Origin of the sequence: Microbispora sp. H10885 (assembly GCF_014161415.1) — a bacterium.
GTDB lineage: Bacteria > Actinomycetota > Actinomycetes > Streptosporangiales > Streptosporangiaceae > Microbispora > Microbispora triticiradicis.
This window is the reverse complement of the sequence record NZ_JABBWY010000002.1, coordinates 150,329-164,412: the sequence shown is the minus strand read 5'-3', so window position 1 is coordinate 164,412 and position 14,084 is coordinate 150,329. Positions and strand designations below refer to the sequence as shown.

At 73.9% G+C, this 14,084-nt stretch carries 12 protein-coding genes and 1 riboswitch; of the genes, 11 read left to right on the top strand and 1 reads right to left on the bottom strand.

Annotated features, from left to right (window positions below; genetic code table 11):
- Positions 1-15: 15 nt before the first annotated feature.
- Positions 16-1,128 (bottom strand): LLM class flavin-dependent oxidoreductase, encoded by a 1,113-nt coding sequence (locus HHX37_RS05810; RefSeq protein WP_182884760.1) that lies wholly within the window; start codon positions 1,126-1,128, stop codon positions 16-18.
- A 249-nt stretch (positions 1,129-1,377) separates the two neighbouring features.
- Between HHX37_RS05810 and HHX37_RS05805 the strand changes: the two genes are divergently transcribed.
- The 11 genes from HHX37_RS05805 (at position 1,378) to HHX37_RS05755 (ending at position 14,072) form a co-directional block, all read left to right on the top strand.
- Positions 1,378-2,646: a serine hydrolase domain-containing protein gene (locus HHX37_RS05805; protein WP_182884759.1), complete on the top strand. Its 1,269-nt coding sequence runs from the start codon at positions 1,378-1,380 to the stop codon at positions 2,644-2,646.
- A gap of 89 nt (positions 2,647-2,735) precedes the next feature.
- Entirely contained in the window at positions 2,736-3,452 is a 717-nt protein-coding gene (locus HHX37_RS05800) for a VanZ family protein (protein WP_182884758.1), read from the top strand.
- Between the two features lie 5 nt (positions 3,453-3,457).
- Complete coding sequence (locus HHX37_RS05795) at positions 3,458-4,156, top strand: response regulator transcription factor (protein ID WP_182884757.1); 699 nt, start codon at positions 3,458-3,460, stop codon at positions 4,154-4,156.
- Positions 4,149-5,264, top strand: a complete 1,116-nt coding sequence (locus tag HHX37_RS05790; protein ID WP_182884756.1) for a sensor histidine kinase — start codon at positions 4,149-4,151, stop codon at positions 5,262-5,264. The genes HHX37_RS05795 and HHX37_RS05790 overlap by 8 nt, the downstream gene beginning before the upstream one ends.
- 142 nt (positions 5,265-5,406) lie before the next feature.
- Positions 5,407-5,517, top strand: a riboswitch (SAM riboswitch).
- A gap of 149 nt (positions 5,518-5,666) precedes the next feature.
- On the top strand, positions 5,667-7,316 hold the full coding sequence (locus HHX37_RS05785) for an ABC transporter substrate-binding protein (protein ID WP_182884755.1): 1,650 nt from the start codon (positions 5,667-5,669) through the stop codon (positions 7,314-7,316).
- Complete coding sequence (locus HHX37_RS05780; protein WP_182876338.1) at positions 7,313-8,272, top strand: ABC transporter permease; 960 nt, start codon at positions 7,313-7,315, stop codon at positions 8,270-8,272. Before HHX37_RS05785 ends, HHX37_RS05780 begins: the two co-directional genes overlap by 4 nt.
- Positions 8,273-9,136: an ABC transporter permease gene (locus HHX37_RS05775; RefSeq protein WP_182880277.1), complete on the top strand. Its 864-nt coding sequence runs from the start codon at positions 8,273-8,275 to the stop codon at positions 9,134-9,136. It abuts the gene before it with no gap.
- Positions 9,133-10,839, top strand: coding sequence for a dipeptide ABC transporter ATP-binding protein (locus tag HHX37_RS05770; protein ID WP_182884754.1), 1,707 nt, complete (start codon positions 9,133-9,135; stop codon positions 10,837-10,839). The genes HHX37_RS05775 and HHX37_RS05770 overlap by 4 nt, the downstream gene beginning before the upstream one ends.
- On the top strand, positions 10,836-11,993 hold the full coding sequence (locus HHX37_RS05765; RefSeq protein ID WP_182880279.1) for an NAD(P)/FAD-dependent oxidoreductase: 1,158 nt from the start codon (positions 10,836-10,838) through the stop codon (positions 11,991-11,993). The genes HHX37_RS05770 and HHX37_RS05765 overlap by 4 nt, the downstream gene beginning before the upstream one ends.
- Before the next feature lie 25 nt (positions 11,994-12,018).
- Positions 12,019-12,999, top strand: a complete 981-nt coding sequence (locus HHX37_RS05760) for a glutathione S-transferase C-terminal domain-containing protein (RefSeq protein WP_182884753.1) — start codon at positions 12,019-12,021, stop codon at positions 12,997-12,999.
- A complete protein-coding gene (locus HHX37_RS05755) occupies positions 12,996-14,072 on the top strand; it encodes an LLM class F420-dependent oxidoreductase (RefSeq protein WP_220498891.1) in 1,077 nt (358 codons plus the stop codon). Before HHX37_RS05760 ends, HHX37_RS05755 begins: the two co-directional genes overlap by 4 nt.
- Positions 14,073-14,084 lie beyond the last annotated feature (12 nt).

The window sequence follows — 14,084 nt, the reverse complement described above, 5'->3', positions numbered from 1 at the left end:
TCCCGCCGGTGTCCGTCAGGAGGGTCCCGCGGCGGGGGCGACCGCCGCGGCGGCCGGTTCGGCGGCCCGGAGGCGGGGGAGGACGTACTCGCCGACCCGGTACGCCTCCTCGAGGTGGGGCCAGCCGGACAGGACGAACTCGCCGACGCCCAGCGCCGCGTACTCGCGGAGCAGCGCGGCGACCTCGTCGTAGGAGCCGACGAGGGCGGTTCCGGCGCCCTCGCGCACCAGGCCGACGCCGGCCCACAGACCCGGGTGGATCTCCAGGTCGCGCGTGTCCCCGCGGTGCAGGTCGACCATGCGGCGCTGTCCCACCGAGTCGTAGCGGGCGAAACGCCGCTGCGCCTCGGCGACGCGCGCCGGGTCCATCCCGGCCAGCAGCCGCTCCGCCTCGGCCCAGGCCTCGGCGCCGGTGTCGCGGGCGATGACGTGCACGCGCAGGCCGTACCGCAACTCGCGGCCCGCCGACGCCGCGAGGTCGCGCAGCCGGGCGATCCTCTCTGCGATCGCCGATGGCGGTTCCCCCCACATGAGGGCCACGTCGGCGTGGCGGGCGGCGACCCGTTCGGCGGCGGGGGAGGCACCGCCGAAATAGACGTCCGGCGCCGGGTCGAGCGGCTCGGCGAGCCCGCCTCCCTCGACGCGGTAGTGCTCGCCGTGGTGGTCGAAGGGGGTGCCCGCCCAGGCGCGGCGCAGCACGTCGAGGAACTCGCCGGTCCTCGCGTAGCGGGCGTCGTGGCCGAGGAAGTCGCCGTACGCGCGCTGCTCGACCGGATCTCCGCCCGTGACGACGTTCAGCAGCAGCCGCCCGCCGGAGACGTCCTGGAACGACTGCGCCTGCTGGGCCAGCAGGGTGGGCAGGGCGTACCCGGTGCGGAAGGCGACCAGCGTCTTGAGGCGCTCGGTGTGCTGGGTCAGCGCGGCGCACACGATCCAGGGGTCTGGGCAGCCCGCGCCGACGGGGGTGAGCGCGGCCTCGAACCCGGCGTGCTCGGCGGCTCTGGCCACCTGCGTCAGGTACGCGACGGTGGCGGGACGCGCGGCGGGGCGGAAGCCGTCGGTGGTCATGATGGCGGAACGGACGTCGTGGCCGTCGCCGGTCGTCGGCAGGAACCAGTGGAAGCGCATCAGGTCACCTCGTCAGCGGATGAGGACCGGCGTACGGTATCGATCAAAACCACGTCAAACAGACCGATTTAGTCGGGAATGCTACCGGATCCGCCTGGTGACGGTGACCGTCCTCCGATCTTCCCCGAACGTGTGTCGCGAACGTATCGGGAAGCGCATACGCCGCCGCAACGGCCCGGCCTCTTCAGTGGGAGCGATACGCGGCGCGTCGCTGAGAGCGCCGGTTCCCCACCGGAAAGGACCGTGTGCATGAACTCGGATTCGGTACGTGATGTCGGCCGGCGGCAGCTGGTCAAGTGGAGCGGTCTGGCGGCCGCCGGTGTGGTCGCGGCCGGCGGAGCGCCGGGAACGGCCACGCCGCCTCGGCACCGGCCGGGTCGTCCCACGGCGGCCCAGGACGGGCGCGACCGGATCCCGCCGGACACCCTGCCCGGCGGAGCCTACGACCGGTACGTGGCCCGGCTCGCCGCCGAGGGCAGGTTCTCCGGCGTGGTGCTGCTGTCACACCGGGGCCGGACGGTGCTGTCTCGCGGCTACGGCATGGCCGACGAGAAGAGGAGGATCCGCAACCGCGAGGACACGGCGTTCGCCCTCAGTTCGGCGGGCAAGCCGTTCCACGCGGTGGCCATCCTGCAGCTGGCCCAGCAGGGCAGGCTGAAGCTGACGGACACGGTGGGAACCCATCTGACGGGCTTCGCCGAGGACATCGCCGATCGGGTGACCATCCACCACCTGCTGTCCGGCACCTCCGGGCTGGACATGCCAGCAGAGGACGTGCAACGCGTCTTCCGGAGCCGGGACGAGGTGCACGAGTATCACGAGCGGCGGGTCCGGCAGGCGAGACTGACAGGCGTCCCGGGCCTTCCCGGCACCGGCCACCAGGAGGCGGAGACCACCATCCCCGCGCTGATCGTGGAGGCCGTGTCCGGCACGACGTACTGGGACTACGTCCAGGAGCACATCTTCAGGCGCTGCGGCATGACCGGCTCGGCGTTCCACACCAGGCCGCAGTGGCTCACCGGCGGGCACATCGCCCACCCGTACATGGAGGTGGCCGGCGGCGGCGTCGTGGACGCCCTCGGCAACCTGGACAAGGGCAGCCCGTACCCGTACATCCTGGGCAAGAACCCGGGCCGCGCCTTCATCGACGCCCCCGGGGACGGCGGCTTCGCCACGGCGCCGGATCTGGTCCGGTTCGCGCGGGCGCTGAGCGACGGCACGGTGCTGGACCGGCCCTGGGCCGACGTGCTCACCGCGGCCAAGACCCCCCTCGGGCCGGCGTCGTTCGCCGCGTACGGGATCGCGATCGACATCGTTGAAGGCCAGTGGGCGTACCAGCGTTCCGGCGGCAACCCCGGTGTCGGGGCCAACTGGAGCATCTACCCCGACACCGGCTGGGTGGGCGTCATCCTCACCAACCACGACGGCGCGCCGCTGGTCGACATCATCGGGCAGGAGCTGCGGGCCGTCACCGGGGCCTCGCCCGGCGGTGGGACGGGCGGCGGGGCGGGCGGCTGAGGCGCCGGACGACGCCGGCGTTCCGTGTATCGCGGACGTATGCGGAATCGCATACGCCACCGCAACGGCTCTCCGTCTCCAATGGAGGCATGAACCACCACGCATCCCCGTCAGCGTCGCCCCGCCGCACGAGCCGGATCGTGCTCGCCGGCCTGGCGATCCTCGGCCTGGCGAGCGCCGTGTTCGCCGTGCGGCGGCCGCTCGTGATGACCGCTCCGGCATGCCTGGCCGGACGGTGGCACGGGTGCCTCGACACCGAGAACGGCGTGCTGTTCATGATGCTGGCCGGGCTGCCGGCGGCCGCTCTGGTGACGTGGGGTCTGGCGCTCCTCCGGCAGGCCGCCGGCGTCACCTCGGCGTGGCGGAGGTCGCTGGCCGAGGTGGGGATGGTCTACGGGACGGTGCCGTTCGTGTGGCTCACCCTGATGCCGGGCCCGGGGGCCGGCATCGTCCCCGGCCGGGTGAGCCTGATCCCGCTGCGGGACCTGGTCACGATGGGGCCGATCGGGATCGGCGGCAACCTGCTGATCTTCGCGGCGCTGGGGTTCTTCGCGCCGCTGCGCTTCGCGGCGCTGGCGTCCGTGCCGCGGATCCTGGCGCTCGGGGCGGGCTGCTCGGCCGTGGTCGAGACCCTGCAGTACGTCCTGCGGCTCGACCGGGTGTCGTCTGTGGACGACGTGCTGGTCAACGCCGCAGGCGCCGTGCTCTTCGGGCTCGTCTCGCGCCGCTGGTGGCGCGCCGCGGCGGAGACGCCGCCGGACCGGCCTCGCCCCGCGCCGGCACCGGCGCCCGCACCGGCAGACTGAGCCGTATGCGCGTGCTGATAGTGGAGGACGAGCCCTACCTGGCCGAAGCCGTCCGGGACGGTCTGCGGCTGGAGGCGATCGCCGCCGACATCGCCGGCGACGGCGACGCGGCCCTGGAACTGCTCAGCGTCAACTCCTACGACATCGCGGTCCTCGACCGCGACATTCCCGGCCCCTCCGGCGACGAGGTCGCCCGGCACATCGTCGCCTCCGGCAGCGGCATCCCGATCCTCATGCTCACCGCCGCCGACCGGATCGACGACAAGGCCTCCGGGTTCGGGCTCGGCGCCGACGACTACCTCACCAAACCGTTCGAGCTCCGGGAGCTCGTCCTGCGGCTGAGGGCGCTCGACCGCAGACGCGCGTACGCCCGGCCCCCGGTTCGCGAGATCGCGGGCCTGCGGCTCGACCCCTTCCGCCGGGAGGTCTTCCGCGGCGGACGCTACGTCGCGCTCACCCGCAAACAGTTCGCGGTGCTGGAAGTCCTCGTCGCCGCCGAGGGCGGGATCGTCAGCGCCGAGGAGCTGCTGGAACGGGCCTGGGACGAGAACGCCGACCCCCTCACCAACGCCGTGCGCATCACCGTCTCCGCACTGCGCAAACGGCTCGGCGAACCATGGGCCATCGCCACGGTGCCCGGTGTCGGCTATCGGATCGACACCGGCATCGCCACGGGAACGGGCCCCGGCAGCACGCATGGATAGGCGCCCAGGGCTCAGCACCAGGCTGAAACTCACCCTCAGCTACGCCGGATTCCTCATGCTCGCCGGCGCCCTCCTGCTGGCGGTGGTGTGGGTGTTCCTGCTGCGCTACGTGCCCGACGGCGCGCTCGGCACCGGGCCGGGGGCCGGCCCGCCCGGGGCGGCGCCCCTGCGGTTCATCCCCAACCGCACCGACCTCCAGCGCGCCTTCGTCCCCCGCGCGGGCCAGGCACTGGCCTTTCTGCTGACGTTCGGCCTGCTGGGCGGATGGCTCCTCGCCGGCCGGATGCTCGCGCCGCTCACCCAGATCACGGACGCGGCCCGGCGGACGACCGCGAACGGGTCGCTGTCCCACCGGATCCGCATGAAGGGCCGCCGGGACGAGTTCCGGGAGCTCTCCGACGCGTTCGACTCGATGCTCGACCGGCTCGAGTCCCACGTCGCCGAGCAGCGGAGGTTCGCCGCGAACGCCTCCCACGAACTGCGCACGCCGCTGGCGATCTCGCGGACGCTCCTCGACGTGGCCCGCCGGGACCCCACGCGGGACCGGGACGAACTCCTCGATCGCCTGCACACCGTCAACCAGCGGGCGATCGACCTCACCGCGGCCCTCCTGCTGCTCAGCCGCGGCGACCGCGGCGACTTCACCCGGGAGAGCGTCGACCTCTCCCTCGCCGCCGAGGAGGCCGCCGAAACGCTGCTCCCGCTCGCCGAACAACGCCGGATCACGCTGAACGTCACCGGCGGGGCGGCCCGGACCGAGGGCTCCGCCGAGCTCCTGGCGCGGATGGTGACGAACCTCGTCCAGAACGCGATCGTCCACAACCTCCCCGCCGGCGGCACCGTGACGGTCCACACCGAGGCGTACGGCGGCACCAGCCTGCTGCGGGTCGAGAACACGGGCCGCCCGCTCCCGCCGGAACTGATACCGACCCTCATCGAACCCTTCCAGCGCGGCACGGAACGCGTGCGCACCGACGAGCACGCCGGCGCCGGTCTCGGCCTGGCCATCGTGCACAGCGTCGTCCGCGCCCACAACGGGAGCCTCGATCTCGCCCCCGGCCCCCACGGCGGGCTCCTCGTCACCGTACGGCTTCCCGGCGCGCCGTAGGCACGGCCGCCCGGTTCGCCCCCGGCCGCCGCCGCGCGGACGTGCCACTCGTCGTCACCGGACCGCCGCTCCTCGCGGAAAGGCCGGAATCCCCGGCGAAAGCGTGTTGACAGGTTACCCTAGTTTTCCTACTTTATTTATAGGTATTGAGCGCCGACGCCAAGCCCCGGCTCGTCGGCCGGCAACCCTCGCACCGCGCGGGGTGCCCCGGGGAAAACCTGGCGGCGTGGCAGTCGCGCCGCAAGCGCGGGCCCCATCGGGGCTCCTGGTCATGGGGGCGTGCGCGGCACGCTCTCCGGGAGGCGGCATGGCCACTCACGGGGAGTTTCGGGCGGGCACAGGCCGGGACACGCCGCCTCCCCACTCCGCCGTCCCGTCTTGAACACCGAAAGGCTCTCCCCGATGTCCACGAACACGCGCTTATCCATCGGCGTCTCGCTTCTGGGGGTCCTCGCCCTCGCCGCCTGCGGCACGACGGGCAAGGACACCGCGGCGGGCAAGGCCCCCGCCGGGCCGGTCAAGGGCGGCACGCTGACGTTCGCCGTCAACACCGAGCCCTCCACCTGCCTCGATCCCCATCAGAGCCCCGCCGACGTGGCCGGCCTGTTCACCCGGCCCGCCCTGGACTCGCTCGTGTCGCTCGACACCGAGGGCAAGATCCACCCCTGGCTCGCCACCAAGTGGACCGTCTCGCCGGACCAGAAGACCTACACCTTCACCCTGCGCGACGGCGTGAAGTTCTCCGACGGCACGCCCTTCGACGCGGCGGCGGTCAAGGCCAACCTCGACCACATCGTGAACCCCGCCACGAAGTCGCAGCTCGCCGCGGGATACATCGAGCCGTACAAGGGCAGCGAGGTCGTCGACCCGCACACGGTGAAGGTCCACTTCAGCAGGCCGTACTCGCCGTTCCTGTCCGCCCTGGCCACGGCGTACTTCGGCATCGAGTCGCCGCGGTCGCTGAAGCAGCCGCAGGACGCGCTGTGCAAGAAGGTCGTCGGGTCCGGGCCGTTCGTGATCGACGAGTACGTGGTGCAGAAGGGCATCACCTACCACCGCAACCCCGGCTACGCCTGGGCGCCGGAGGGCGCCGCGCACACCGGGGAGGCGTACCTGGACAAGCTGGAGATCAAGGTCATCACCGAGGACTCCGTCCGGCTCGGCGCGCTGACCAGCGGGCAGGTCGACGGGATCGCCAGCGTGCCGCCGGTCAACGTCAAGCAGGTGCAGGGCGACCCCCGGCTGACCGTGACCACGCGGCAGGCGCCGGGCGGCAACTACAACTACTACCCGAACACGACCTCCGGGCCGTTCGCCGACAAGCGGGTCCGGCAGGCGTTCCGCGACGGCATCGACTTCGCGACGATCGTCAAGAACCTCTACTTCGGGGCCTTCCAGCCCGCGGCGGGCCCCATCTCCCCGTCGACCGACGGGTACGACAAGACGCTCGAAGGAAAGACGAAGTACGACCCCGCGGCGGCCGCCCGGCTGCTGGACGAGGCCGGCTGGTCGGGGAAGGACGCCGAGGGCTACCGGACCAAGGACGGCAGGCGGCTGACGATCCGCTGGGGGTTCCTCAAGGCGTTCGCGCGTGAGCAGCGCGACACGCTGGCCGAGCAGATCCAGGCCGAGGCCAAGAAGATCGGCTTCGAGATCCAGTTCGTCTCCGGCACGGTCAACGAATGGCTGGAGAAGTATCCCAAGGGCGACTACGACCTCATCGACTTCAGCTGGCAGCGCGCCGACGGCGACACCCTGCGCAACCTGTTCGACACCTCCGCCATCCCCACGGCCGCCAAGTTCGGCCAGAACGCCGCCCGCCTGTCCGACAAGGACGTGGACGGCTGGCTGAGCGACGCGCTGGACACGACCGACCAGGCCAAGCGGGCCGAGCTGTACGCCAAGGTGCAGCAGCGGGTCACCGACGAGGCCGCGGTCTTCCCGGTGTACGTGTTCAACTACCTGCTCGGGACCGGCAAGAAGGCCCACGGCATCGGCTGGGAGCCGCAGGCGTACCCGACCTTCTACGGCGCCTGGGTCGAGCAGGCATGACCGCCGTCGCCGTACCGGCCACCCGGGCCCGCGCCCGGGTGGTCCGCCCGGTGCTGGTGCGGCTGGGCACGTCCGTCCTGGTGCTGTGGGGCGCGGTGACGGTCGCGTTCGCCGGCCTCCACCTCACCCCGGGCAACGTCGTCGACCTGCTCATCGGCAGCAGCACCGTCACACCCGAGGTCCGCGCCCGGATCATCGCCGACTACGGGCTGGACCGGCCGCTGCCCGCCCAGTACGCCGCCTACCTGGGCCGGGTGCTGCACGGCGACCTGGGCCAGTCGTACCAGCTGCACCAGTCGGTCGCCTCGGCGATCGGCGAGCAGGTCGGCTCGTCCGTCCAGCTCATGCTCTCGTCGTTCGTCCTGGCGGTCGTGGTCTCGGTCACGGTCGCGGTGCTGACCGCGGGCCGCCGGTGGGCGCGGGCGGTGTTCTCCGGCATCGAGCTGGTCGGCATCTCCATCCCGTCGTTCTGGGCCGGGATCCTGCTGCTCACCGTCTTCTCGTTCGGGCTGGGGATCTTCCCCGCCACCGGCGGGGACGGCCTGGAGAGCCTGGTCCTGCCGTCCGTCGCGATGGCGATCCCGGTCGTCGCGACGCTGAGCCAGGTGCTGCGCGAGGGACTGGAGCTCACGCTGGAGGAGCCGTTCGTGCTCACCGCCCGCTCGCGCGGCATGTCCGACCTGGGCGTGCGCCTGCGGCACGCGCTGCGGCACGCCCTGCTGCCCACGGTCACCCTGGCCGGGTGGATGGTCAGCTTCCTGTTCGGCGGGGCCGTGATCATCGAGTCGGTCTTCTCCCGGCAGGGCATCGGGCGGCTGACCCTCGCGGCCGTCGGCAACAAGGACCTGCCGGTCGTGATGGGCGTGGTGCTGATCGCCTCGCTGCTCTACGTCGTCATCAACATCCTGCTCGACCTGCTCTACCTGGCCATCGACCCGCGACTGCGAGGTGCCTGAGTGACCACGTCCACCCTTGTCGCACCCGCCGTGGTCGTGGGGCGCGGACGGCGGCGGCGGGTGCCGCGGGCCGGTGTCTGGGCCGCCTCCGCGTTCCTGCTGGCCGTGACCGTGGTCGCGGTGGCGCCCGGCCTGGTCGCGCACGGCTCGCCCGACCTCACCGACGCCGTCGCGGCGCTCCGGCCGCCGGGCGGCGGGCACCCGCTGGGCACCGACGCCAACGGTCGCGACATCTTCACCCGGATCGTGTACGGCACGAGGCCGTCGGTGCTGGCCGGGCTGGCCGCCACCGCGATCGCGGTGACCGGCGGCACCCTCGTCGGGCTGCTGGCCGCGCTCGGCGGCCGGGCGCTCGACGAGGCCGCCATGCGCCTTGTCGACATCCTGCTCTCGCTGCCGGGACTGCTGCTGGCCCTGCTGGTCATCGCCGTCGTCGGCCCGGGGACGCTCAACGCGGTCTTCGCCATCGCCGCCTACACGCTGCCCGGGTACGCGCGCCTGGTCCGCGCCCAGACCATGGTCATCCGCAGGTCCGGGTACGTCGAGGCGGCCGTCTCGCTCGGGCTGACCAGGGCCGGGATCGTCACGCGGCACGTGCTGCCCAACGCGTTCGCCCCGCTGCTGGTGGTGGCCACGATCGAGGTGGGCACCGCGCTCGTCGCGGCGTCGTCGCTCAGTTTCCTCGGCCTCGGCCCGAAGCCGCCCGCCCCGGAGTGGGGGGCGATGCTGTCGGCCGGGCGCGACTACTTCTCCGTCGCCTGGTGGGTCGCGGTCTTCCCGGGGCTGGCCATCACGCTCACCGTCCTTTCCGTCACGGTCGTCGGCCGCCATCTGCAGCGGCGCGTCGAAGGGAGACTGTCGTGACCGAACAGCGGGTCACCCCGATCGTCGAGGTGTCCGATCTGCGGGTCTCGTTCGGCCAGGTCGAGGCCGTCCGCTCGATCTCGTTCACGGTGAGCCCGGGGGAGTGCGTCGCCATCGTGGGGGAGTCGGGCTCGGGCAAGAGCGTCACCGCCCGCACGCTGATCGGGCTGACCGGCCCCGGCGCCGAGGTCACCGCCCGGTCGCTCGTGGTGGCCGGCCGCGACGTCACGGCCTACGGCGAACGGCAGTGGCGGGCGGTGCGGGGCGGCGAGGTCGGCTACGTCCTGCAGGACGCGCTGGTCTCGCTCGACCCGCTGCGCCCGGTCGGCAAGGAGATCGCCGAGACCCTGCGGCTGCACCGGACCGTGCCGCGCGGGGACGTGCGGCGGCGGGTGGTCGAACTGCTGGGCGAGGTGGGGGTGCCGGAGCCGGAACTGCGGGCCGCGCAGTATCCGCACCAGCTCTCCGGCGGGCTGCGGCAGCGGGCCCTGATCGCCTCGGCGGTCGCCTGCGCGCCCCGGCTGCTGATCGCCGACGAGCCGACCACCGCCCTGGACGTCACCGTGCAGGCGCAGATCCTGCGGCTGCTGGCCGAGCGCCGGCGGGCCGGGGCGGGGCTGCTGCTGATCAGCCACGACCTCGCCGTGGTGGCCGAGCTCGCCGACCGGGTGCTGGTGATGAAGGACGGCGTGGTCGTCGAGGAGGGTGTCACCCGTGACGTGCTGGGCGCCCCCCGGCACGCCTACACCCGCCGGCTGCTGGCCGCGGTGCCCTCCGCGCACGGCAGGGGCACCCGGCTCACCGTGCCCGAGGACGGCTCGGCGCCGCGTCCGGCGCCGGCCGTGCTGCCCGGCGGGGTGGTGGTCAGGGCGTCCGGGCTGGCCAAGTCGTTCACCGGGCCGGACGGGCTGCCCCGGGCGGCCGTCGACGGGGTGTCGTTCGAGCTGCGGGCCGGGGAGACGCTCGGGCTCGTCGGCGAGTCGGGCTCGGGCAAGACCACGACGGCCCGCCTGGTGCTGGGGCTGGTGGAACCCGACGCGGGCGAGGTGGAGGTCGACGGGAGGTCCTGGCGGGGGCTGGGGCCCGCCGGGCGCCGGGCCCTGCGGCGGCACATCCAGGTGATCTACCAGGACCCGCTGAGCTCCTTCGACCCCCGCTTCACCGTACGGCGGATCCTCGGCGAGGCGCTCGCCGTGGGCGGCGAGCCGCGCCGGACCCGCCGCGACCGGGCCGTCGAGCTGCTCGCGCGGGTAGGCCTGGACGAGTCGATCCTGGACCGCAGGCCGCTGCGCCTGTCGGGCGGGCAGCGGCAGCGGGTGGCGATCGCCCGGGCGCTGGCCCCCCGGCCCCAGGTGATCGTCTGCGACGAGCCGGTCTCCGCGCTGGACGTGTCGATCCAGGCGCAGGTGCTCGACCTGCTCGCCGACCTGCAGGCCGAGCTCGGCGTGGCCTACCTGTTCATCTCCCACGACCTCGGCGTGATCCACCACGTCAGCGACCGGGTACTGGTGATGAAGGACGGCCGGGTGGTGGAGTCCGGCGACGTCCGAAAGATCTTCACCCAACCGGCCGCGCCGTACACGCGGGAGCTCCTGGCCGCGATTCCCCGGCTGGACCGGACACCCCGGCCGGACGAGGCCCCGCAACCGGACCGGACGGCCCGGCTCGATCATCGGGCGCACGACCGGGAGGCCGTGGCATGACGTACGACATCGCGATCGTCGGGGCGGGCGTGCACGGCGCGGCCGCCGCGTTCCACCTCGCCCGGCGCGGCGTCTCCGTCGCCGTGTTCGACCGGGGCCCGGTCTCGGGCGGCCCAACCGGGCGGTCGGGCGGCATCTGCCGGGCCTACTACACCGACCCGTTCCTGGCGGAGACGGCACGCGACGGCATCGCGTTCCTCGCGGGCTTCGAGGAGCGCACCGGCGGGCACCAGTCGGGGTTCCGCCGGACCGGCGCGTTCTACCTGCACGGTCCCGGCGACGCCGGGGCGGCCGCCGAGACCGCCGCGCGGCTCGGCGAGCTCGGCGTCCGCAGCGAGCTGGTCGGCGCCGGGGCGCTGCCCGCCCGGCTGCCCGGCCTGGACCTCGACGGCGTCGCCGTCGCCGTCTGGGAGGCGGACGCCGGGTACGCCGACCCGTACGCTGCGACGGTCGGGCTGGCCGCCGCGGCGCGGCGGCACGGCGCGGTGTTCCACCCGCACCGCCCGGTCGTCGCGCTCGCCGAGGAGAGCCGCGGGGCGGCGGTGACCACCTCCGACGGCGTGGTCCACCGGGCCGGGCGGCTGCTCGTGGCCGCCGGGCCGTGGACCGCCGCCCTGCTGCGGCCGCTAGGCGTGGACCTGCCGCTGACCGTGGAGCGGCACGTCGTGGCGGTCTCCGAGCACGACCCCGCCGACGCCGGCGGGCTCGTGCCGCACGTCCTGATCGACCTGCCCGGCGGCTACTACACGACCCCGCAGCCCCGCACGCAGTACCTCACCGGCGGGGTCGTCCCGGCCTCCGCGGCCGATCCGGACGACGTCCCGGGCCCGCGCCCCGACGAGCTGGAGGCGCTCGCCGCGGCCTCCGCCGTGCGCTCCGCGGCCCGCCGCCGCGCCCGGGTGACCGGCGGCTGGGCCTCGCTGTACGACGTGAGCCCCGACTGGCAGCCGGTCACGGGCCAGGTCGGCGAGCACGTCTACGTCGACGCCGGCACCAGCGGTCACGGTTTCAAGCTCGCGCCCGCCTGGGGCGACCACGTCGCCCGGCTGCTGCTCGGCGACCCCGATCCCCGCCTCGCCGCCTTCGGCCCCGGCCGCTTCGCCACCGGCGCGAAGCTGGCCGCCGGGTTCGGGACGGCCAGGATCCTCGGCTGACATCCACGACAAGGAGCCAACCCCCATGACCACCCACGCGCCCGCGTACGCGAGCCCCGCCGACGTCGCCGCCCACGGGCCGTACGGACCGGGCCGGACCGACCGGCCGGGACCCCTCTATCCGTTCCAGGGCCGGATCACCGCCGGCGGGTCCGGCGAGTACCCCGCCGAGCCCGGCCGCTACCACCTGTACGTCTCCTACACCTGCCCGTGGGCGCAGCGCGTCGCCATCGTGCGCGACCTCGCCGGGCTGCGGGACGTCGTGTCGCTGTCGTACGTGGACGACGACCGGGACGCGCGCGGCTGGGCGTTCCGCGAGCGGCGCGGCCCCGACCCGGTCAACGGCTTCACGCTCCTGTCCGAGGCCTACGACGCCACGGAGCCCGGATATCCGGGCCACATCTCGGTGCCGGTGGTGTGGGACCGGCGGACGAACCGGATCGTCAGCAACGACTACGCCGTGATCCCCGCCGACCTCGGCACCGCGTTCGCCGAGTGGGCCGGCTCGGGCGTGGACCTCTACCCGGCGGACCTGCGGGACGAGATCGAGGCGCTGGACGAGGAGATCGCCCGTGACCTCGGCCAGGGCGTGAACCTGGTCGCCAGGGCCTCCACGCAGGAGGAGTACGAGTGGCGGCGCGAGCAGGTCACCGCAGCGCTGGACCGGCTCGACGCCCGCCTGGCCGACCGGCGGTACCTGTTCGGCGACCGCCTCACCGAGTCCGACGTGCAGCTGTGGGTGGTGCTGGTCCGGTTCGACCTGCTGCACAACCCGCTGGCCGGGATCGGCGAGCGGCCGCTGACCGGCTACCCCAACCTCTGGGCGTACGCCAGGGACCTGTACGGCATCCCGGCGTTCCGCGAGACCACCGACTTCGCCGCGTTCCGGCTGCCCGGCCGGCCCGCCGGCTCCGGTGGCGGGCCGGTGCGGATCGAGGTCGCGCCGCACGAGGCGGACTGGGCCGAGCCGCACGGCCGCGAGGCGCTCGCCGGGGAGCACGTGTGAGCACCCCGCGCGCGGCGTCCGGAGACGCCGGGGTTTCCGGAGGCGCGGGGGCCGGGCCCCCTGCGGGGGCGGTGCGCTGGGGGGTCACGCTGCCGCTGGCGGGGCTCGGGCTGCACCGGCACCGGGAGATCGTCGAGGCGCTGCCCTCCCTGGGCTACGGCGACGTGTGGACCGGGGAGGGCGGCGGTTACGACGGCCTCACCGCGCTGACCGCGGCCCTGGCCTGGTCGCCGGGCCTGCGGGCGGGTACGGGGGTCCTGCCGGCCCAGACCAGGGGCCCCGGCGTGCTCGCCCAGACGGCCGCCTCCATGGCCGAGCTGGGCCAGGCCGAGGTGCTGCTCGGCATCGGCTCGTCCGTCCCCGCCCACGTCACCGCGCTGAACGGGCGCCCGCACGGACGGCCGTACGCGCACGTGCGGGACCTGCTGCGGTTCCTGCGCCGGGCCTTCGACGGGGAGCACGTCGTGGAGACGTACGAGACCTTCTCGATCGACTTCGAGCTCCGGCGACGTCCCCCGGTGCGGCCGAAGGTCATCGTGGGCGCGCTGCGGCCCGGCATGCTGAAGCTGGCCTTCACCGAGGGGGACGGCGCGATCACCAACGTGCTGGCCGCCCACGAGGTGCCGAGGATCGTCGAGGCCGCCGGGCCGCCCGCCGAGGGGCAGGAACTGGTCGTCAAGATCTTCGTGACGCCGACGGACGACGCGGCGTACGCCAGGGCGGCCGGACGCGCCTTCCTCGGCTGGATCCTCAACCAGCCGCCCTACCGCGCGTTCCACGACTGGCTCGGCCGGGGCGACGCGCTGGCCGCGTCGCGGGCCGCCTGGGACGCGGGGGACCGGCGGGGCGCGGCCGAGGCGCTCCCGGACTCGGTCGTGGACGAGCTGTGGGTGCACGGCTCGCCGGAGGAGTGCCGCGCCCACATCGCGCGGTACCTGCACCCCGGCGTCACCGCGGTCGAGCTCCACGTCACCCCGTCCCCGGAGCTGGACGCGGCCCCCGGCGCGCTGCCGGAGGTGCTGGCCGCCCTGCGGGTCCCGGACGACCACGCCGCGTCCCCGGGACGGAGCTGACCCGCGGATTTG